Below are 19,934 nucleotides of genomic sequence, written 5' to 3' on the forward strand. Positions count from 1 at the left end.
ACCACAGCTCGCGCTTGCGTCGGCGGCGCCAGCGTCGGCCGCTCGTCACGAAGCGACGAACGGTCTTCGGGAGAGAAGCATGAGCCTGCACTCGGCAACGGTGCCGCCAGCACCGGTATTGTTCCGTGTGAATCGATGGCTCAGTTGGCTGGAAAATACGCTGACTTTGTGCGCAGCCGCCGCCATCTTCTTCTTGATGCTCGTCGCCGTTTTCCAGATCCTGAGCCGAACGCTGTTCGGCACGGCGATCTACGGCTATATCGACTACATCGAGCAGGCCAGTCCGATCTTCGCTCTCCTTGGCGTCTCCTACTGCCAGCGGCTCGGCGCCCATGTGCGCATGGACCTGATTTTGCGCGGCTTACCGAAGCGCCTGCTGTGGGCGATGGAAGGACTGGCCGTATTGGTGGCGATAGCGATCATTACGCTTCTCGTCGACAGTACTTTCGATAATTTTCTGCGCGCCTGGTATCGCGGCGATTCAAGCATGGATATCCGCCTGCCGGTTTGGCCGTCCAAGCTGATGGTGCCGTTCGCTCTTTCGGTGCTCTGGGTTCGCTTGCTGCTGCAGACTGTCGATTATGCGCGCCTCGTCGTCTATCCGGACGCGGTGCCGATCGCTGTGCCGATGCTGGAAACACCCGAAGAGCAGGCGCGAACGGAAATCGAGGAAGCGCTTGGGCGCGAAGGCAGGACCGGCACATGATCGATCTGGAGCCTCTGCAACTCGGCGTGGTGGGCTGCGGCCTGTTGATTGGATTGTGCGTGCTGGGCGTGCGGATCGCGTTCGCAGCAGCGATCGTCGGAACGCTGGGCCTCATCAGCGTGTTGGGCTGGAGCAGGGGCATCAGCGCGATCGGGACCATTCCGCACGGGACCACTTCGAACTATACGCTCAGCGTGCTGCCGATGTTCATTCTCATCGGCTATCTCGCCTACTACGCGCGCATCACCGAGGCTGCTTTCGAGGCGGCGCGCCGATGGTTTGGCTGGATGCCGGGCGGGCTTGCGGTCGCCACCGTCTATGCCGTGGCCGGCTTCTCGGCGGTCTCCGGTGCGAATACGGCCGCGGCGGCCGTGTTCGCCAAGGTTGCCATCCCCGAGATGCTGAAGGCCGGTTACAATAGGCGTCTTGCCGCAGGCGTGGTCGCCGCCGGCGCCACGCTCGACAGCCTGATACCGCCCAGCGCACTCCTTGTCGTCTATGGCATCATCGTCGAGGAATCGGTCGGCAAGCTGCTGGTGGCGGGATTCGCGCCGGGTATCTTCTCGGCGCTTGTATATACCGCAATCATCACCTTCATGTGCCGTCGCAACCCGTCGCTCGGCCGGCCGATCCGCGGCTTCACCTGGGGCCAGCGCTTCGCTTCGCTGCCGGGCACTCTGCCGATCGTGCTGGTGATCGCGATCATCTTCTACAGCATGCTGTTTGGATGGGCGACGCCAACCGAGGCGGGCGCGCTCGGCGCTTTCTGCATTTTCGTCATCGCCCTGTTCCACGGCCTGAAGCGAAAGGAACTCACGCAGGCGTTGCTTGAGACCGCCAAGCTGACGGCGATGATTTTCACCGTCATCTGGGGTGTGTTGATCTTCACCCGCTTTCTCGGTTTCGTCGGGTTGCCAAAGGCGCTCGCGGAGTGGGTGACCGAGCTGAACATGCCGCCGATGGTGATCATGATCGCCATCTATCTGTTGTATCTGCTGCTCGGCACCATCCTGGAAGGCATTGGCATGTTTCTGCTCACCCTGCCGGTGATCTTCCCGGTGGTGCAGGCGCTCGGGTTCGATCCGATCTGGTTCGGCATCATCCTCGTGAAGTTGAACGGCATTGCGACTCTTTCGCCGCCCATCGGTCTGGTCGTGTTCGTCGTCAACGGCGTGCGACCGGATATTCCTGTGCGTGACATCTTTCGCGGTATCGGCCCATTCATCATCGCCGATATCATCACGATCGCGATGCTGACGGCGTTTCCGGAAATCGTCACCTTCATCGTCAACAGCGCCAGCTGAGCGTGAGATCTGCCCATATCGAGTTCGGCGGATCGCATGATCGAACCGCGGGCTGCGATAGGCAATTGGCCGGTTGCAGCGGCACCGGCCGATAAAGCTTCAAAGCATCGGTAATTCCTTCATCCGATGTAAAGCCCCGGCAATCAAAGCTTTTCGAGCCCGTTGCGGGGATTGCTCTGTGATGGGCATGGGCCAACCTCCTCAGCAGAACCGAGCGGGAATTCATGGAAACCGATGATTTCCGAGAATCAGACAATGTCGTGGATCGCCGTGGGAGCAGTGGAGGCTTCCGGGTCGGCGGAATGAGCCTCGGTACGATCGTCGTCCTCTGCGGCATCTCCTATTTCACCGGCATCAATCCGTTGACGCTGATCGGCGGTTATGAAGCCATCGAGGGAAACGGCGGCGGTACGAGTTCGCAAACGAGTCCGTCGGATCCGCAGGCCCAGGCTTCGGAGAAATTCGTCCGGCAGATCCTCGGGTCGACCGAGGACACGTGGAGCGCATACTTCGCGGCAGCCGGTGGGCCGCCTTATCGTGCACCGAAACTCGTGCTCTTCAGTGGGTCGACAACGTCAGGATGCGGTATGGCCCAGACCGCGATGGGCCCGTTCTACTGCCCTGTCGATCAGACCGTCTATCTTGATACGCAATTCTTCGATCAGATGCGTACGCAGTTCAACGCCTGCCCGGCGGGGCCGAAGAGCGCCTGCGACTTCGCCTTCGCCTATGTCATTGCGCACGAGATCGGCCACCATGTTCAGAACCTCCTTGGAATTCTTCCAAGGGTTCAGGAGCGGGAGCAGGAAGTCGGCAGTGTCCAGCGCAATGCGATTTCGGTGAAGACCGAGCTGCAGGCCGATTGCTTTGCCGGCGTATGGGCGAACAGGACGCAACAGAAGTTCGATTTTATTCAGCCAGGCGACGTCAGAGCGGCGCTGCAGACGGCCCAGGCGATCGGCGATGACATGCTGCAGAAGCAGTCGCAGGGGTACGTCGTGCCGGACAGCTTTACCCACGGCACGTCGGCGCAGCGCGAATACTGGTTCATGACCGGGTTGAAGAACGGCACGATCCAGGCTTGCAACACGTTCAACAGCGACACCAGCAGCAACTGATCCTCAAATCGCAAGCCGTTGCAGTCGACGTCAGCGCGGCCTCCCCAGATTGCATTGAGCGCGGATGCGCACCTGCGCTATTTCATGAGCTGGTCGAGGCCATAAAATGCAAGAACCTGGTCGAGCCGTTCGTCGGCAGGCCTTTCGCCATAGAATCCACGTCGCGACTGGCTGAAGCCGATCGTCTTGTGCAGATCGGCAAAGGCCTCGGCGAGCTTCATGGTGACCGCCAAACCATCCAGGATCGGAACGCCGTCGACGCTCTTCACCCCATTGATCGCGAGCAGCACGTTCAAAGGCATTTCAGCCGGAATAATGACGTCCGCGCCGGCCCGGATCAGACCGCGCGCGCTGTCCTGAAAATGCTCGATGACGGGGCCGGGCGTCGCGTAGCCGGCAAGGACTTGCTGAAATGTGAGGCCGGACGGTCGCACGCCGACGCAGCGGGATGCGAGGCCGTGTCCGGCGATCTGATCCTCCAGCAGCGGCGCCATGCGATCGATGAAGACTAGAAGTCCGAAACGTCGCCCCAGCATCGATGCGACGTGATAGCTCGCCTCGCCGTAGCCGACGACGGGTATGTCGACGAGAGTGCGGATCTCGCGGATCAGCGGGTTCGGGATCGTTGCCATCGCGTAGGCATCGAAGCCCTTTCGCTCCGCCTCCACGGCGCGCAGCACCCATTGCAGGCTGTGCAGCGAGGTGAGTGCGAGGTAACCGAGGTCGGTGCCGGGATAGTTCGACGGGTAGGTCCCGGGAAGTTGTCCATGCATTTCGACCTGGGTATCCGGGCGCACCACCTTGCGGATATGCGCTTCCATCGCGTGCCGGTAGGCGGGCAGGTCTTCGAGGACGGTAAAGCTTTGATGCCAGATTTTCACTTTGTTATCCGGGTGCAAGAGGTCGTCATCAAACGCGCGTTAGTTCAGGGAGATTCCATTCGACGTACCGAGCTTGCGCAGCGTATCGCGCTCGTTGGCGAGATAGACGCGCGCATCGTCGGGCGAATTCGCCATCGGTATGACGCCGAGTTTTGCGATCTTCTCGATGAAGGCCGGCTCCTTCGCGACCTTGGCGATCACGCCATACAGCTTGTCGACAATCGCTTTCGGCGTCCCGGCCGGTGCCGCCAGGCCGACCCATGAGGTCGTAGTGTAGCCTTTCACACCTTGATCTTCGAAGGTCGGGATATCGGGCCGCAGCGGATACCGCGCCGCGCTCGTCACGGCGAGCGGACGCAGTTCACCGCCTTCGATCTGCGCGCCCACGGCGGGGAAATATTCGATCGTCATATCGACCTGTCCGCCGATGATATCGATCGCAGCCGGTCCGGCGCCGCGGTAAGGCACGTGGATCACGTCGATGCCGGCGAGCGCCTTGAACAGCTCGCAGTTGATGTGACTGAACGCGCCGATGCCTGAGGACGCGATCTTCACGGTGCCGGGCTTCGCTTTCGCCTCAGCTATGACATCCTGGAGAGACTTGAAGCGCGAGTCCTTCGCGACGACAGCAACCCCGGGACCCTCGCTGACAACCGAGATGTTCTGGACATTCTTGTCGGCGTCGTAGGTGAGTTTCGAGGACAGGGCCGGATAGATCGTGATCGGTCCAGGCGAGGTCGCGAAAAGCGTGTAACCGTCCGGGGCTGCACGTGTTGCCTGCGCGGTCGCGACTGTCCCGCCTGCTCCAGGTGCGTTCTCCACATAGAACGACTTGCCGAGCGCACGCGTGAGTTCGTCTGTGATCAAGCGGGTAAGGACGTCGGTGCCGCCGCCGGCAGCGAACGGGACGATGACGCGCACGGGACGGTCGGGATAGTTCTCGGCGCCGGTTTGCGCGGAAGCGGCCGACGCTATGGCGAGCATTGCGCCGAGCATGAGGCCAATCTGCAAGCTTCTCTTGCAAAGATGTTTCACGGCGTTTCTCCCTGTTTGGATGATCATGCCACCGCAGGACTGCACGCGGGTGAGGTCAGCGATCGCTTCCCGCCATCGCGACGAGGGGAGGACGCGTGATTGTTCGACAGAACTTTAGCGGCAATGCTCATTTCACTCCCCATCGACGGTTGTCTTTCGTCCGTGGGTCAGACAACGCGTCTCAGCTTGTCCTGCCCGATCCATTGGCGAAGTACGGCACGTTGCACCTTGTTGGTTGCCGTCATCGGCATTGCGTCGGTGACGTAGACCTGCCGCGGCATCTTGAATCCGGCCAGCCGTGCGCGGAGCTTGTCGAGCACCTGCAGCCAGTCGACGTTTTCGGACGCCGGCGCGACTGCGGCGGCAACCTCGCCAAGCCGTTCGTCCGGGACACCGACGACGGAAATCAACTTGAGGCCGGTTTCCTCGCAAAGAGCCTGCTCGACCTCGGCCGGGGCGACATTCTCGCCACCGACGCGAATGACGTCGCGCTGGCGTGCCAAATAACGCAGCTCGCCCTCGGGACTGAGCATCCCGGCGTCGCCCGAGCGGAACCAGCCATCGGCCGTGAATGCAGCCGCATTCGCGTCGGGCCGCCTGTAGTAGCCCGGCGTGATCGTCGGGCCCTTCATCTGGATCTCGCCCGGCTCATTGAAGCCCCGCGTCTCTCCGGTCTCGGGATCGACGATGCGGATGGCGTTCGGAGCCTGCGGGCGCCCATTGCCGGTGATCCGCTTCTCGAATGGATCGTGCGGATACCACATCGTCAGGTTTCCGCCGGTTTCGGTCATGCCGTAGATGTTTGCGATGCCGGTGATGCCGAACTCCTCAGCGAGCCGGCGAAGGAATTCTGGCGGCTCGATATCGTTCGCGACCTTCAGGGTCGTCAGCGGTTTGCACGCCTTGGCGGCGCCCAGCGCCACGATATCGCGAAAGAAGATGCCGTGCCCCGTGTCGCCGCGGTGTCGCTCGACCAGCCGCAGAAAATAGTCCGGATCCCAGACCGACATCGAGTGCAGCGTCGCGCCGCTGACCAGACAGGTCGTCACCGCATGCATGCTGCCGCTGCAGTGGAAGAACGGCGCCGCACTCATGAAATTGCTCGCCGGCGTAAGCCGTTGGCAATTCGCTACATAGCTCGCGCCGTGGATGTAGAGCGGTTGTGTCAGCATCACGCCCTTCGGTGTGGCGGTCGTACCGGAGGTGTACTGGATGCAGAACACGCCGCCCGCGAGCGGCTCGCCGCGCGTTTGCGACGCGCTCTCGAATGTCTGCCACGCCGATGGCGGCGTGCTGGGTGGGGCCGAAACGATGCTGGCGACGAGCGAGCCCGCGATGTCGCGCGCTTCCTCGAGATAGTCGCGGCCGCGATAGCTCGGTGCGGTGATAAGCACGCGCACGCCGGCATCGGCGAGGATCGTGACGACTTCCGAGCCGGTCAGGCGCGTATTTATCGGCACGAGCACGCCGCCGAGCGAAGCTACGGCGAGAAAGCTTGCGATCCAGGAGAATGAATTTGGTAGCCAGATCGCGACGCGATCGCCCGGCTCGATGAGTTTGCCGAGGAGAAGCCGTGCGTCCTCCACGAAGACGGCAAGCTGCGTGTAGGTGAGGGCATCATCATCGATCGTAACCGCCGTCCGCCCGCCGAAATGCACGACGTTGTGGCGCAGGTAGTCGTCGAGTATCGTCGGCATCAGTCGGCCGCGACGGCAAAGGCGGGATAGTCGGCCTTCGGCACGAACGGGTAGGGGACTTTGCGCCCGCCCCTGAGCGGGAGAACGCCGATCGCAATGCCGGCGGTTGACACCTCGTCGCGCTGGTTCATGAGCGCGACGCGGCATGCCACGAAGCCGAGACCGTCCGCCTCGCGTTTCTCGATAACCTCGGCGCGGCCTATCAGCGTGTCCCAGGCGACATCCATGCGCTTGTAGCGAAACTGGATTTTCCACAGCCAGCCGGCCGGTCCGAGGCCATCCTTCATCAGCTGAACGAGCACATGCTGCTTCCATGATCCGTTGATCAGGATGTCAGGCAGCTTGTCGTGCTCTTTGGCGAAGGTCTGGTCGTAATGGATGCGGTGCCAGTTTTCGACCGCGGCGGACCAGCGCATGATGTGTGCCGGTGTGATCGGGCCCTTTGACAGGCTCGCAAGTTGCTGGCCTGGCTCCACGTTGTCGTAGTAGATCGTCACTGCCTCACCTCCAAATCAACGTTTGCCGGTTGAGGAGAAGCGGTTCGCCCGCCTCCGTGCTGAAACGGGTTTCGATCGTGACCAGCAGCATGCGTCCGCTCTTGCCCTCCTTGAGCGTGACGTCGACATACTTCGGATGAGCGACGGTGCGCTCGCCCACGCGCAGCGAGCGGTAAAACTCGATCTCGTTGCCGCCGTTGAGGAGACGGCGGTAGGGCATCTCGATCGGCGGAAGACCGAAGGCGACGCCCATGATGCCAGCCGTGCCGTCGGCGTTCGGATCTTTCGAGATGACATCGAGCGGATCGGGTGTGTCTGCCGGCAGGCGAAAGGCGTGGACCGGATAGAGCGGCGGCGCGGCCAGCCCGCCAAACTTGCTCGCATCCGCGGCCGTCTCGTCAAAGTAGAGCGGATCATGATCCATGATCGCCTGCACGAAGCGTCGCAATGCGTCGCGCTCCAGCGGCATGGCGGCAATCTGAGGATCACCCTGCAGCCCTTGATATTTGCCGTAATCCTCTTGGCTGTCCACGTCGTGTCCTCTCACGCCGCCAGCGTTCGCCGGTACGCCTTGAGCGGCGTGCCCTGGATCAGCTTTCCCGGCAACGGGTGACCGACAATCGTCTCGGCTTCGCGTGCGGTCTCGATCAGCCTGTCGAGGTCGACGCCGGTCTCGATGCCGAGCTCGTGGCACATGTGCACCAGGTCCTCAGACGAGATGTTGCCGGCTGCGCCCTTGAAGCCACCATAGGGACAGCCCCCAAGCCCGCCGACCGCGGCGTCGAAATCGTCGACGCCCATCTCCATGGCTGCGAAGGCGTTGCTCAGGCCGAGCCCACGCGTGTCGTGCAGATGCAGGTTGATCCTCTTCTCGGGCCAGCGATCGCGCAGCGAACCAAGCATGCGGCGCATGGTCAGCGGCGTCGCCCAGCCCATCGTGTCGGCGAGCGCGATGCTCGTGATGTTCACGTCCTGGCGCTGTGCGATGTCGATCAGCCGCGCCACCATCTCCACCACGTGCTGCTGATCGATATCGCCTTCAAAGTTGCAGCCGAATGCCGCCATTACGCCGATGCGTTCGACCGGAATGTTGAAGGATTTGAACAGGCCGATGCGTTCCGCCAGGTCCACATAGGTTTCTTCGATGCTTCTGTTGGTATTCTTCTTTGAAAACGTATCGCTCGCCGTTGCCCAGAGCGTGCCGCGCATGTCGAACTTGCCGTGCGCGACCGCACGTTCCAGGCCCTTGGCGTTGAGGAAGATGCAGTTGTACTCGGTGCCGGGCCGCCGCTTGTAGGCACGGGTGACCTCGTCGGCATCGGCCATCTGCGGGACCCATTTCGGGCTGACAAACGAGGTGACTTCGATCTGCTTGAAGTTGCAGTCCGAAAGCATGTCGACCAGGCGGATCTTGTCGGCCGTGGAGATCGGACCCTTCTCGAACTGCATGCCTTCACGTGGGCCGACTTCCTTGATGTTCACGAATTTCGGCAATCCCATCGGATGGACTCCTCCCGAAGCTGGGCCCTCGCGTGCGGTTCTGCGGAGCATTTCCGTCATCCCCCGGAGGACGGGCATGAGGCGCTCGCGGCGGCAAACGTCGCTGACTGCGAACCTGCAGGCCAGCCCTAAAAGCTGGAAAGTTTGTTCGGCAGAAGCAAACAATGGCCAGGCGATACCAACGCTATTGCCTTATCTCGGCTTTCCACGCCGCCGCCACCTGTGCCAGTGATCGGCATGGCGGGTGCTGCAGCACAACTTCGGAGCAAGTGAATGATCTATCTGACGGGTGACGTTCAGGACGAAAGGCCGGCTGGCGCGCGGTTTCGAGAGCTGTTGAAGGCGCCCGGGATCTTGCAGATGCCCGGAACCCATAATGGTCATGCTGCGCTGCAGGCCCGCGATGCCGGCTTCAGTGCGCTCTACCTGTCGGGTGCAGCGATGTCCGCCTCCATGGGTTTGCCAGACCTTGGCATCATCACCATCGACGACGTCTCGTTCTTCATCCGACAGGTTGCGCGCGCGAGCGGGCTTCCGGTCCTTGTCGATGGCGATACCGGCTATGGCGAGGCGCTGAATATGATGAACATGGTCCGCGCCTTTGAAGAGGCGGGAGCGGCCGCCGTTCATCTCGAGGACCAACTGCTTCCCAAGAAATGCGGACACCTGAACGACAAGAAGCTTGCGACCGCGGAAGACGCGGCGGCAAAGATTGCTGCGGCTGCGAAGGCCCGCCGCCATCTCTATCTGATCGCGCGGACCGACGCCGCGGCCAGCGAAGGCCTGGACGGCGCGGTGGCGCGCGCCAAGATGTATATCAAGGCTGGCGCGGACGCGATCTTTCCCGAAGCCCTGACATCGAAGGAGATGTTTCTGGAATTCGCGAAGAATTTTACCGATACGCCGCTGCTCGCCAACATGACCGAGTTCGGACGCACGCCCTCGATGACGGCCGCCGAATTCGAGGCAATGGGATTTCGGATGGTGATCTGGCCGGTTTCGTCCCTCCGCGTGGCCAATAAGGCGCAAGCGCGGCTGTTTGCGACGATCCGGGAGAAAGGCACGCCGGCGTCGCTGATCGATGAGATGCAGACGCGGGCGGAACTGTACCAGACGATCCGGCTGGCTGAATACGAAGCGCTCGACTCGTCCATCGTTGCGACTGTCCTGCCATCGGTTTAGACGCCGCTCCATGCCCTGCGGCCGGCCTGGCATTGCATTGGCAGGCGCGCGCGGTGCAGTATAACTGCTCTCAAGACCACATCCTGGCCAAAGCGGAATTGCGCCGGCCACGGCAAGACGGGTCGATACATTTGCAGCGGGAGGCAGGCGAGCGTGGATCTCTTGAACGCCATGCGCAACTTCACGACGGTGGTCGATGCCGGCGGCTTTTCTCAAGCCGCTATCCGCTTGCGCATCAGCAAGGCGACAATCAGCCAGTCGGTCAAGAATCTGGAAGATCATCTCGGGGTGCGGCTTTTCAATCGCAACACCCGGCACGTCAAGTTGACCGAGGAGGGGATCGAGTACAACGAGCGCTGTCGCACCATGCTCGCGGAGATCGAGCAGATTCAGCTGAACCTGATGAAGCGCAAGGCGGAGGCTGAAGGCAGGCTGTGCGTGGAGATTCCTTACGCGCTCGGCAAGTCCTACATTCTTCCGCACCTGCAGGAGTTCGCCAAGGCGTATCCCAATATCGAAACGACGGTGCTTCTCAATCCGAGTTCAGGTCGGCTGATCGAAGGCGGCATCGATATTGCGGTTCAACTGGGAACCTTGCCGTCGTCGTCGCTGATCGCCCGCCGCGTCTATCGCATGCGCCACATCGCTTGCGCCTCGCCCGGCTATCTCGAGCTGGCCGGGCGCCCGAAGACGCCTTTTGATCTGCGCAACCACCAATGCATCGGATTCTGGTCGCCCGAGCACCATCGCGTCAGCGACTGGCTGTTCGAACGCGATAACGAGATCATTGCTCACGCACCGAACGGCTCCTTGCATTTCAACAGCAGTGAAGCGGCAATCGAGCTGGCGTTGCAGGGAGGCGGGGTCATCTACATGCCGGATCTGCTGGTGCGCGACGCTCTTCGTGACGGACGGCTGGTGTCGCTGCTGCCGGAATGGTCGACGCGCGAGCGTCCGATCTATCTTGTCTATCCGGACAAGCGTTACATGCCGACGAAAGTCCGCGCCTTCGCAGATTTCATCGATGCGATCTTCCGGCGGATGGCCGCAGGCGAAGAGGCTCCGGAACATCCGTCCCAGAGCCTGTCGCCGGCAGATATCAGTTCAGAACTTGACGTCGCCTGACGTCGTGACGTCCGCGAAGCGACCGAGCACGAGCATCGCTGCGGCGTGCTGCTCCGCCGTCGGGCAGCAGCAACCATCTTCGATGATCGTGACCAGATAATCGCGGTCGTGAGCCTCACGCACGGCTGCCTGGACGACCGCCACAGTCGATACTCCGGATACGTAGATCTTCTCGATCGCGTGGGCGCGAAGAATGGGCTCGAGCGAGGTGCCGTAGAACGGGCTCACGCGGTGCTTGACGATGTCGAAATCCCCTGAACCGGGTTTCAAGTCCGGATGGATTTCGGTGCCCCACGTTCCCAGCTTGAAAAGGCCCGCCTGCCTCGCATGGGAGAAGATCTGCGACGTGCGAGGACACTCGCGATAATCCGGTGAAAAGCCGACCCGAACATACCCGACCAGCAGCCCGGCAGCGCGCGCCTTGTCCAGGGCGCGTTGCGTGTTCGCGATGATGTTGCGGGCCCTGACCTGTTCACCCAATGGGCCCTTGCCGTTCGGTCCATCGGCATGCACGAGATCATTTTCCATGTCCAGCACGAGATAAATCGCGTTGCTGCTCATTCGTACTCCTTCGCTCAGAGAAACTCGAATTCAGGTTATTGCGGCTGGAGATTGGCTGCCTTGGCAAGCTCCTGCATCTCCTTGACCTTCGCTTTCAAATAGTCGCCAAACTGCTCGGGCGTTCCGCCGACACGCTCGACGCCAAGCTCGGTCAGCTTCTTCTGGATATCGGGATCATTCAGTGCCTTGTTGAAGGACGCATTGAGCTTGTCGATGATCGGCTTTGGCGTATTGGCGGGAACGAGGATGCCGAACCACGAGCTTGCTTCGTAGCCTGGCACTGTCTCGGCGATCGTCGGAAGATCGGGAAGAATGGCGGATTTCTTCGATGTGCCGACCGCGATTGCCTTGAGTTCACCATCCTTGACCTGAGCAAGGATGCCGGGCGCATTCTCGATCTGCAACTGCAGCCGTCCGGCGACCAGATCAATAAGGGCCGGGTTGGTCCCGCGGTAAGGGATGTGCGTCATCTTCGTGTTGGTCATCGTCGCAAACAGCTGCGTACTGATGTGCGAGAATGATCCCATGCCAGCAGTCCCGTACTGGAGTTCACGCGCCTTCGCGAGATCGATGACGTCCTGAACGGATTTCACCGGCGAGTCCTTGTTGACCACAAGCACCGCCGGACTGACGGTCGCTTGAATGACCGGCGCAAAATCCCGGATGGGATTGTAGGTGGCGTGCTTCTGCAGGTACGGATTGATAGTGATGGACGGGGTTGCGCAGAGCAGGGTGTAGCCGTCGGGATCGGCTCTCGCCACCTGGTTCACGCCAATCGTACCGCCGGCTCCACCGACGTTCTCAACCACGATTCCTTTTCCCAGGTCCCGCGACACGGCGTCCGCCAGAACGCGTGACAATGCATCTGTGCCGCCGCCAGCGGCGAAGGGCACAACCAGGCGGATCGGACGCGTCGGATAGTCCGTTTGTGCCGAAGCCGCTGAAGCCACACAGCATACGGCTGCCGCGAGAACCAATGCTCTGATCACTGTTCCTCCGTTGATTTTAATCACCCCACATCCCGCCATTCACGTCGAGTATTTCACCTGTGATGAACGAGGATTGCTCGGAGGCGAGAAACAGGCAGGCGTTTGCGACATCGGTTGCCTGGCCCATGCGGCCGACCGGAATCAAGGTGCGCAACGCCTCCGGAAAATCCGTTGTCATCGAAGACGCGATGGGTCCCGGCGCCACTGCGTTGACCGTGATGTTGTCCGCGGCAACTTCCCGGGCGAGAAACACGGTCATGATATGAACGCCTGCCTTCGACACGCCGTAGGCGACGTTGGCGGCCTTCGTCTGCTCCGCCCGATCGAGCCATGGCCGGGCATTTCCGCCGTTCTTGCCGACAATCGAACCGAGATTGATGATACGGCCGTACCTGTTCTTCTGCATGACACGGATCGCAGACTGACAGCAAAGAAAAGTTCCCTTGAGATTGATATCGAGCACGCGATCCCATTCGTCCTCGGCAAGTGCCGCCGCCGAGCCGAGAGAAAGCACGCCGGCGACGTTGACCAGGATGTCGAGCCGTCCAAGTTCGCGCTCGGCGGTTTGCATCAAGTCCGCAACGGCTCTCGCGTTCGTCACGTCCGTCTGCCGATAGATGGCGTTCGCGGGCATCTGGTCGATGCGAGGGTGAACGTCGGCAAGCACGAGGGAGGCGCCGGAATGCGCAAAGGACCGAGCAACTTGTGCGCCGATCTGGCCCGATGCCCCCGTTATGACTGCGACGCGGCCTTCCAGCATCAGGCATTCCTCCGCAAACGCTGGGGCGAAAGATCATCCAGAACTGTTTTGCGAACGCCGTAGAAGTCGAGCAATTCCAGGACGCGTTCTCGCGGCGGTTTCGCCGAAAAGTAGCCGGTTTTCGCCGGCTTGAAGCCTCCGGCGCGCCGCAGATCGACCGACATCTCTGCCATCTTGATGGTCGCGCCGAGGGCGTCGATGATCGGAACGCCGTCCACGTCAGTAATGCCGAGCCTGGCGAGCAATACACAGAGAGGAGCCTCACCAGGAATGATCGCGTCGGCACCGCGCGCAATCAGCTTTCGCGCCGTATCCTTGAAAAGGTCGACGAGGCGGCCCGGCGCATCATAGGCCGCGAGCACGTCGTTGAACGTGAACCCCACGTCATGCGCGCCGATGAACCGATCGGCCAGGCCGATGCGCTGCACGTTTCGCTCAATGACCGGCGCCATCTCCCGAATGAAAAGCAGTACGCCGCATCTCCGGCTGATGAGGGCGCTTGCGAGCATTGCGCTCTCGCAATAGCCGACCACCGGGATCTCGACGATGGCGCGTACATCCTCGATGGACGGCTCAGGAAGCGTCATGATCGCGAAGGCGTCAAATCCACTTTCTTCAGCTTCGAGGGCGCGAACGATGAACTGCTGGCTGTGAAGCGTCTGAAAGTACGCATACTGGATGTCATTGCCGGGATAGTTGGTCTGATAGCTGTCCTTGTGCATCCCATGTAGCACGACCTCGGTGTCCGGCCGGGCGATACGCTCGAAGTGCGCCGCCAGCGCCTCCGCGTAAGCCGGAAGCTTCTCGAGAACAGTGAAGCTTTGGTGCCAAATGCGCATCGGCATATTCGGAGCTCCGCGTTGGTTATGGCTGTATGCAGCCCTGGGCAGAGCTGCCTGCAGACGCCAAGAGCGATACTGGGCCGATCTGCATCCATCGGTAGGGCATGCCCTCAAGTGGGAGGACCATCACGGGACGCAACGCGGCGGACTAGCTCAGAAATGCCGGAAAGTTTGTTCGGTTCTGGCAAACAATCAGCGAGTCGACAGGGAAGAACCTGGTTTCATTCAGCTTTCTGCTGCCAGGCAGAGATGCCGCGAGAATTATGCGCGTGGCTCCCAGGTTGACAGCAATGTCGTCGCTTGTCTCCTACTGGAAGGACAAACGCGCGGAGGTCGCCCGAGATGAAGCTTTGGTATCAGAGCATGAGCCGGTTCAAGACGAAGTGGTCCCGCTATCCGGAGGCTCTGAAAAAGATTATCGACCAGGTCAAGGATCCCGGAACGGAGGTCGAGATCCACGGCATCACCAAGGTTGGTGGCTTTGCGGACCAGTACCGTTATCTCGAGTATCTTGAGACCGGCGAGGTGATGGAGAACATCCATACGGCCATGGCCCGCGGGTTTGATGCCTTTCTGATCGGCAACATTGCCGACCCGGGCCTGCGCGAATGCCGGGAGATCGCCAATATTCCAGTGCTCGGTCTGTGCGAGACGAGCCTTCATACCGCCTGCCTCATGGGCGCGAATTTTTCGCTGGTGACCATCAACGAGAAGTTCACCCCGCGCATTGTCGAAAACGTCGTTCGCGCAGGCCTGAGGGACCGGCTGGCCGCCGTGCATCGCATGAAGGTGGACCGCATCCTCAACCTCGACGAAGGGTTCGATAACCCGGACATCTGTCGGGCGTTGATTGATCAGTTTCAGGGCGCTGCGAAGGCCAATACTGATGAAGGCGCCGAGGTTGTCATCGCCGCGGGCGGCGTGGTGATGGCGCTGCTGGCTCATGCTGGCGTCTACACGACCCCCTCGGGCGCTCCGATCCTGAACGGGATCACCACGCTGGTCAAAATGGGGGAGATGGCCGTTAAACTCGACAAGATCATGGGAGGCACCTTCACCAGCAAGCGGCTGCAGTATGCGCCTCCAGGTCCCGACCAGATCGACGAGATCCGCGAATACTATGGCGCCAACATCTACCCGACCGTGAAAGGGAAATAGCCCCCTGGTCGGGGCCAAGGATGCGGTCGCCGTTGCTGCGACGCGCATCAGCATCCGATCGGCGAAGATGCGCATCGTTGATCACCAAGGGGCGGTCGGCAGCAACCGTTTCGCACGATCGCCGATTTGAGAACTGTGATTAGCTCGGAGGCTCGCACGTCATGGCCGCAAGGAAATGCCACATCCTCGTCGTCGGCTGCGGTATCGGCGGACTCGCCTCGGCGGTCTCCGCGCTCGAGAGTGGGGCCGACGTCACTATTCTGGAACGTGCTCCGTTCGATGAGCGCGGTGGCCAGACGCGCTATACGGAAGCCTACTTTCGCATGAAGAGCGAGACCGAGGTCAGTGACGACTTCGAAATGCATCTGGCCGCGAACTCGTCGGGCTATATCGATCCGCTGCTCGTGAACGAGACTGCGGCTGATCCCGATACCTGGCCGCGCGTGGCGCGCGGACTCAGCCTGACGGATCCCGACTTCATCTCCACCTTAGCGACTGAAGCGGGACCGACCGTGACATGGTTGAAGCGGTTTCGTATCCGCTTCGATTTTCTTCCGACCCAGTTTCTGACCAAGTCCCAGCCGCGCCTCTTGCCTGTCGGCGGAGGTCTTGCCCTGGTCGAAGGATTGGCTGCGGAAGCGGAGCGTCAGGGTGCCAAATTCTTGTATGAGACCACGGCTACCTCGCTCGTTCTGGACGATAGCGGGCGGGTTGCCGGCGTCGTGGCATCGACGCAGGGTGGGCCTGCGCGGATCATTTCTGCGGACGCTGTTGTTCTCGCTTGCGGCGGGTTTGAAGGCAACGCCGAAATGATGACGCGTTATGTCGGCCCACGTTCCGTCTATCTGCGTCCAATCTGCCGTGGAGGATACTTCAACAAAGGCGAAGGCGTTCGCATGGCGCTGGAAATCGGTGCCGCGCCAAACGGCGATTTCGGCAGTTACCATGCGGAGCCGATCGATCCGCGTTCCGGCGTGTCAGAACCTTCCGTGTTCATTTTCCCATATGGCATTTTGGTCAACAGGTCCGGGCATCGGTTTACCGACGAAGCGCCCGGCACGGTCGACGCCTATTACGAGCGCGTGACGCGGCAGATCTATGCGCAGGACGGCGGTATTGCCTTTGCGGTTTTGGACGCCAAGCATATGGACATTCCGAATTACCGGCTCGGTATTCGCACCGACAAGCCGCCAATTGTCGCCGACACGATCGAGGAACTCGCCGGCAGGATCGACGTGCCACCCGCAGGCCTTCGTCTGACTGTCGAGGCCTACAATTCGGCTTGCCGCCCTGGTTCCTACGACCCGCTCAAGCTGGATGGTCGCGCGACGGAAGGTCTCGATCCGAAGAAATCGCACTGGGCCCTTCCACTCGACCGGGCGCCGTATCACGCCTATCCGATCATCTCGGCAAACGTGTTCACTTTCGGCGGTTTGAAGGTCGATCGCTATGCGCGCGTCCTCAACCTCGATGGCTATCCGATCGCCGGCCTCTATGCGGCGGGGGAAATCATCGGCACCTATTACGGAAACTACACGGGCGCGACCTCGGTGCTGAAGGGCGCCACGTTCGGGCGCATCGGCGGACAACACGCCGTTGCAACCTCGGCGCAGGATAAACGTCCGGCGGACTGACCGAGCATTGCGTGTCACGTGACGGAAACAGGTTGATGAATTCGGAAGCTGATGTCGTCGTCGTCGGAGCAGGCCTTGCGGGCTTTTGCACAGCGATCGAAGCTGCGGCCCAAGGTGCGAATACGCTGCTTCTGGAGAAGATGGGCACGGTCGGTGGAAGCACTGTTCTCAGTGGCGGATCGATGGCCTTTGCCGGCACGGACGACCAGACCTCGCGCGGCATCAAGGATTCGAGCGAGCTTCTGGCGAGAGACCTCCTGACCGTCGGCGACTACGCAAACGATCCTGCACTGGTCAAGGTATATGCCGACAATCAGCTCGATGCCTATCGTTGGCTGGTGGAGCGCGGCGTCAAGTATGCCCCGGTGCAGGCGGCGGCGGGCCAGTCCGTGCCCCGCCAGCATCCGACCGATCCGGCTGAGATGATCCGCATCCTGCATCGCGAGGCCGCCGCCGAGCCGCGCATTCGTATCGAGACCGGGCGGCCCGTGGCCAGGCTGCTGCGCGATCCGGTCTCGATGCGCATCATCGGCGTCCAGCTCAAGGACGGGACGAAGGTATCGGCGCAACGTGGCGTGGTCCTGACTGCCGGCGGCTTCTCTCGCAATCCCGAGATGGTCGAACAGTTTGCACCGCTGCAGTCGGCAGCGAAATCGGTTGGCGGACCGGGCAATGTCGGCGACGGGATCAAGATGGCCTGGCACATGGGCGCCGGCCTGCGCGACATGGCCTATATCAAAGGAACCTTCGGCAACCGTCCCGACGCCAGGCCGGAAGAGCACACGGCCATGATGGCGATCTACAAGGGAGCGATTGCGGTCAACAAGCTGGGCCGCCGCTTCGTTGACGAGTCCATCTCCTACAAGCTCATCGGCGACGCCGTGCTGCAGCAGCCCGATCACGTCGGCTATCAGATCCTGGACGAGCCGATCTTCGCGCTCGGAGTGGACGGCGTGAAGATGTACGATTTTCGCGCGCGGCTGCGTGAAGGATCACTGCTGAAGGCGGGCTCGATCGAGGAGCTTGCCGTCAAGATCGGCGTGCCGGCAACGGCTTTGGCGGAGACGGTCGCAACCTACAATGCCGGGGTCTTGGCGGGGAGGGATGAGCAGTTCGCCAGATCCGGGCTGGTGCAAGGATACGGCGAGCTTCGCACGATCGAAACCGCGCCGTTCTACGCCTATCCCTCGACCAGCGCGCTGATCGCGACCTATTGTGGGGTCACCGTCGATCCTCGCATGCAGGTGCTCGACGTATTTGGCGAGCCGATACCCGGCCTGTTCGCGGCCGGCGAAATGACCGGCGGTTTCCACGGCAAGGCATTCATGACAGGAACGTCGCTTGGCAAGTGTGTGATCTGCGGCCGCATCGCGGGTCGCAACGTAGCCCTGCGGAATTGACCGAAAAACCGCGGATCGGCCAAGCGCGGATCTTTACGGTTCGCTCCGGCCGCCGATCGCGACCGCCCGCTCGCCGCCTTTGAGGATCTGTACCAGGATCGAGACGAACAGCAGGGCCGTCAGGACGAGGAAGAATGCACTGATCGGCCTCGTCACGAAGATGGAGTAGCTGCCCTCGGAGAACAGCAGCGCGCGGCGGAGGTTTTCCTCGATCATCGGACCGAGCACGAAGCCAAGAATGAAAGGTGCGGGCGGATAATCGAGCTTGACGAAAATATAGCCGACCAGACCGAAGAGCGCCGCGAGCGCGACATCCAGCGGATTCATGTTGATGGTGAGAATGCCTACGCACGAGAACACGAGGATCCCCGGATACAGCCAGCGATAGGGGACCTTGAGCATCCTGATCCACACGCCGATCAGCGGCAGGTTGAGCAGAACCAACAGGACGTTCCCAATCAGCATGCTGACGACGAGACCCCAGAACAATTTCGGATGCGAGGTCACGACGTCCGGTCCGGGCGTGATGCCCTGGATCATCAATGCGCCGAGGATGAGGGCCATCGTCGGGCTGCCGGGAATGCCGAGCGACAGCGTCGGAATGAACGACGCTTGCGCCGCACCATTGTTGGCGGCTTCGGGGCCGGCGACGCCTTCGATCGCGCCGTTGCCGAAGCGCGAGGGATCGCGGGCGATCTTCTTCTCGACGACGTAGGCGACGAAAGAGGCGACGCTTACGCCCGCGCCCGGAATGATGCCGAGCAGCGACCCAACCCCGGCGCCCCTTAGCATGGACTTCCAGGACTCTTTCAGGTCCTCGAGGCGGATCATCAAGCCTTCGACGCGGGTGGTAAGCAGCTTGCGCTCCTCCGGGTCGACGAGGTTCGAAATGATCTCGCTGAACGCGAACATGCCCATGGCGACGATGACGAAATCGATGCCGTCGCCGAGGCCCGGGACGCCGAACGTGAAGCGCGAGAGGCCGGAATAAACGTCGGTGCCGACCATGCCGAACAGCACACCGGTCAGCGCCATGACCAGTCCCTTGAGCAAGGCGCTCGGCACGAGCGATGCCGTGCAACACAGCGAAAGGAACATCAACGAACAGTACTCCGGGGCGGAGAGGTCGAGCGCCACCGAAGTCAGCAGAGGCGCAAAGAACGCGAGCAGCAGCGTTCCTATGCAGCCGGCAACGAGCGAGCCGATGGCCGCGACGGCGAGCGCGGCGCCCGCGCGCCCCTGACGAGCCATCTGGTAGCCGTCGATACAGGTAACCACCGAGGAGGATTCACCCGGCAGGTTCACAAGGATAGCCGTCGTCGAGCCGCCGTATTGGGCGCCGTAGTAGATTCCGGAGAGCATGATGAGCGCGCCTTCCGGCGGCAATCCGAAGGTGAGCGGTAGCAGGACCGAGATCGTGACGATCGGTCCGACGCCTGGCAGGACGCCGATGGCCGTGCCGAGTGTCACCCCGATGAGGCAATAGAGCAGATTGCTGATGGTGAAGGCGGTCTCGAAGCCGAGCGCGAGGTTATCCAGCATTGG

Annotated in this window: 19 protein-coding genes; 8 read left to right on the forward strand and 11 right to left on the reverse strand. The window is 61.5% G+C overall.

Annotation, left to right across the window (positions count from 1 at the left end; all coding sequences use genetic code 11):
* The first annotated feature begins 79 nt into the window (after positions 1-79).
* The 3 genes from RCO31_RS15815 (at position 80) to RCO31_RS15825 (ending at position 3,128) form a co-directional block, all read left to right on the forward strand.
* A complete protein-coding gene (locus RCO31_RS15815; RefSeq protein WP_308969370.1) occupies positions 80-706 on the forward strand; it encodes a TRAP transporter small permease in 627 nt (208 codons plus the stop codon).
* A complete protein-coding gene (locus RCO31_RS15820) occupies positions 703-2,010 on the forward strand; it encodes a TRAP transporter large permease (RefSeq protein WP_308969371.1) in 1,308 nt (435 codons plus the stop codon). Before RCO31_RS15815 ends, RCO31_RS15820 begins: the two co-directional genes overlap by 4 nt.
* A 224-nt stretch (positions 2,011-2,234) precedes the next feature.
* Positions 2,235-3,128, forward strand: a complete 894-nt coding sequence (locus RCO31_RS15825; protein ID WP_308969373.1) for a neutral zinc metallopeptidase — start codon at positions 2,235-2,237, stop codon at positions 3,126-3,128.
* 77 nt (positions 3,129-3,205) lie between these two features.
* Here RCO31_RS15825 and RCO31_RS15830 read toward each other — a convergent pair whose 3' ends face one another.
* From RCO31_RS15830 to RCO31_RS15855, 6 genes are all read right to left on the reverse strand, one after another.
* Positions 3,206-4,009 carry an aspartate/glutamate racemase family protein gene (locus tag RCO31_RS15830; RefSeq protein WP_308969374.1) on the reverse strand — a complete coding sequence of 268 codons (804 nt, stop codon included), beginning with the start codon at positions 4,007-4,009 and terminating at the stop codon, positions 3,206-3,208.
* Positions 4,010-4,048: 39 nt separating this feature from the next.
* Complete coding sequence (locus RCO31_RS15835; protein WP_308969375.1) at positions 4,049-5,044, reverse strand: tripartite tricarboxylate transporter substrate binding protein; 996 nt, start codon at positions 5,042-5,044, stop codon at positions 4,049-4,051.
* Positions 5,045-5,211: 167 nt separating this feature from the next.
* The gene (locus RCO31_RS15840) at positions 5,212-6,741 is read right to left on the reverse strand and encodes a class I adenylate-forming enzyme family protein (protein ID WP_308969376.1); all 1,530 of its coding nucleotides are present in this window, start codon (positions 6,739-6,741) and stop codon (positions 5,212-5,214) included.
* Entirely contained in the window at positions 6,741-7,238 is a 498-nt protein-coding gene (locus tag RCO31_RS15845) for an acyl dehydratase (protein WP_308969377.1), read from the reverse strand. The genes RCO31_RS15840 and RCO31_RS15845 overlap by 1 nt, the downstream gene beginning before the upstream one ends.
* 4 nt (positions 7,239-7,242) lie before the next feature.
* Positions 7,243-7,770 carry a MaoC family dehydratase N-terminal domain-containing protein gene (locus RCO31_RS15850; RefSeq protein WP_308969378.1) on the reverse strand — a complete coding sequence of 176 codons (528 nt, stop codon included), beginning with the start codon at positions 7,768-7,770 and terminating at the stop codon, positions 7,243-7,245.
* Positions 7,771-7,781: 11 nt separating this feature from the next.
* Complete coding sequence (locus RCO31_RS15855; RefSeq protein ID WP_308969379.1) at positions 7,782-8,738, reverse strand: hydroxymethylglutaryl-CoA lyase; 957 nt, start codon at positions 8,736-8,738, stop codon at positions 7,782-7,784.
* 273 nt (positions 8,739-9,011) lie between these two features.
* On the opposite strand from RCO31_RS15855, the gene prpB reads away from it, so the two are divergent.
* Positions 9,012-9,920, forward strand: coding sequence for a methylisocitrate lyase (gene prpB / locus RCO31_RS15860; RefSeq protein WP_308969380.1), 909 nt, complete (start codon positions 9,012-9,014; stop codon positions 9,918-9,920).
* A gap of 153 nt (positions 9,921-10,073) precedes the next feature.
* Positions 10,074-11,045 carry a LysR family transcriptional regulator gene (locus RCO31_RS15865; RefSeq protein ID WP_308969381.1) on the forward strand — a complete coding sequence of 324 codons (972 nt, stop codon included), beginning with the start codon at positions 10,074-10,076 and terminating at the stop codon, positions 11,043-11,045.
* Here RCO31_RS15865 and RCO31_RS15870 read toward each other — a convergent pair.
* The 4 genes from RCO31_RS15870 to RCO31_RS15885 are packed head-to-tail and all read right to left on the reverse strand — an operon-like array spanning position 11,025 to position 14,200.
* A complete protein-coding gene (locus tag RCO31_RS15870; protein WP_308969382.1) occupies positions 11,025-11,606 on the reverse strand; it encodes a cysteine hydrolase in 582 nt (193 codons plus the stop codon). The genes RCO31_RS15865 and RCO31_RS15870 overlap by 21 nt on opposite strands.
* A 35-nt stretch (positions 11,607-11,641) precedes the next feature.
* On the reverse strand, positions 11,642-12,634 hold the full coding sequence (locus RCO31_RS15875) for a tripartite tricarboxylate transporter substrate binding protein (protein ID WP_308969383.1): 993 nt from the start codon (positions 12,632-12,634) through the stop codon (positions 11,642-11,644).
* On the reverse strand, positions 12,612-13,355 hold the full coding sequence (locus RCO31_RS15880) for an SDR family NAD(P)-dependent oxidoreductase (protein WP_308969384.1): 744 nt from the start codon (positions 13,353-13,355) through the stop codon (positions 12,612-12,614). The genes RCO31_RS15875 and RCO31_RS15880 overlap by 23 nt, the downstream gene beginning before the upstream one ends.
* On the reverse strand, positions 13,355-14,200 hold the full coding sequence (locus tag RCO31_RS15885; protein WP_308969385.1) for an aspartate/glutamate racemase family protein: 846 nt from the start codon (positions 14,198-14,200) through the stop codon (positions 13,355-13,357). Before RCO31_RS15885 ends, RCO31_RS15880 begins: the two co-directional genes overlap by 1 nt.
* A 339-nt stretch (positions 14,201-14,539) precedes the next feature.
* On the opposite strand from RCO31_RS15885, the gene RCO31_RS15890 reads away from it, so the two are divergent.
* From RCO31_RS15890 to RCO31_RS15900, 3 genes are all read left to right on the forward strand, one after another.
* Positions 14,540-15,355: an aspartate/glutamate racemase family protein gene (locus tag RCO31_RS15890; RefSeq protein ID WP_308969386.1), complete on the forward strand. Its 816-nt coding sequence runs from the start codon at positions 14,540-14,542 to the stop codon at positions 15,353-15,355.
* A gap of 161 nt (positions 15,356-15,516) precedes the next feature.
* Positions 15,517-16,989, forward strand: a complete 1,473-nt coding sequence (locus RCO31_RS15895; RefSeq protein WP_308969387.1) for an FAD-dependent oxidoreductase — start codon at positions 15,517-15,519, stop codon at positions 16,987-16,989.
* A 35-nt stretch (positions 16,990-17,024) separates the two neighbouring features.
* Positions 17,025-18,389, forward strand: coding sequence for a flavocytochrome c (locus RCO31_RS15900; protein ID WP_308969388.1), 1,365 nt, complete (start codon positions 17,025-17,027; stop codon positions 18,387-18,389).
* 33 nt (positions 18,390-18,422) lie between these two features.
* Here RCO31_RS15900 and RCO31_RS15905 read toward each other — a convergent pair whose 3' ends face one another.
* Complete coding sequence (locus tag RCO31_RS15905) at positions 18,423-19,931, reverse strand: tripartite tricarboxylate transporter permease (RefSeq protein ID WP_308969389.1); 1,509 nt, start codon at positions 19,929-19,931, stop codon at positions 18,423-18,425.
* Between the last annotated feature and the right edge of the window lie 3 nt (positions 19,932-19,934).

Source organism: Bradyrhizobium sp. LHD-71 (assembly GCF_031157255.1).
Classification (GTDB): Bacteria; Pseudomonadota; Alphaproteobacteria; order Rhizobiales; family Xanthobacteraceae; genus P52-10.

What these genes read in the sequence shown, in the direction of transcription:
- RCO31_RS15815 (WP_308969370.1), top strand. Translation starts at nt 80, where the DNA reads ATGAGCCTGCACTCGGCAACGGTGCCGCCAGCACCGGTATTGTTCCGT.
- RCO31_RS15820 (WP_308969371.1), top strand. Translation starts at nt 703, where the DNA reads ATGATCGATCTGGAGCCTCTGCAACTCGGCGTGGTGGGCTGCGGCCTG.
- RCO31_RS15825 (WP_308969373.1), top strand. Translation starts at nt 2,235, where the DNA reads ATGGAAACCGATGATTTCCGAGAATCAGACAATGTCGTGGATCGCCGT.
- RCO31_RS15840 (WP_308969376.1), bottom strand. Translation starts at nt 6,741, where the DNA reads ATGCCGACGATACTCGACGACTACCTGCGCCACAACGTCGTGCATTTC.
- RCO31_RS15855 (WP_308969379.1), bottom strand. Translation starts at nt 8,738, where the DNA reads ATGGGATTGCCGAAATTCGTGAACATCAAGGAAGTCGGCCCACGTGAA.
- prpB (WP_308969380.1), top strand. Translation starts at nt 9,012, where the DNA reads ATGATCTATCTGACGGGTGACGTTCAGGACGAAAGGCCGGCTGGCGCG.
- RCO31_RS15870 (WP_308969382.1), bottom strand. Translation starts at nt 11,606, where the DNA reads ATGAGCAGCAACGCGATTTATCTCGTGCTGGACATGGAAAATGATCTC.
- RCO31_RS15875 (WP_308969383.1), bottom strand. Translation starts at nt 12,634, where the DNA reads ATGGCGGGATGTGGGGTGATTAAAATCAACGGAGGAACAGTGATCAGA.
- RCO31_RS15880 (WP_308969384.1), bottom strand. Translation starts at nt 13,355, where the DNA reads ATGCTGGAAGGCCGCGTCGCAGTCATAACGGGGGCATCGGGCCAGATC.
- RCO31_RS15885 (WP_308969385.1), bottom strand. Translation starts at nt 14,200, where the DNA reads ATGCCGATGCGCATTTGGCACCAAAGCTTCACTGTTCTCGAGAAGCTT.
- RCO31_RS15890 (WP_308969386.1), top strand. Translation starts at nt 14,540, where the DNA reads ATGAAGCTTTGGTATCAGAGCATGAGCCGGTTCAAGACGAAGTGGTCC.
- RCO31_RS15895 (WP_308969387.1), top strand. Translation starts at nt 15,517, where the DNA reads ATGGCCGCAAGGAAATGCCACATCCTCGTCGTCGGCTGCGGTATCGGC.
- RCO31_RS15900 (WP_308969388.1), top strand. Translation starts at nt 17,025, where the DNA reads ATGAATTCGGAAGCTGATGTCGTCGTCGTCGGAGCAGGCCTTGCGGGC.
- RCO31_RS15905 (WP_308969389.1), bottom strand. Translation starts at nt 19,931, where the DNA reads ATGCTGGATAACCTCGCGCTCGGCTTCGAGACCGCCTTCACCATCAGC.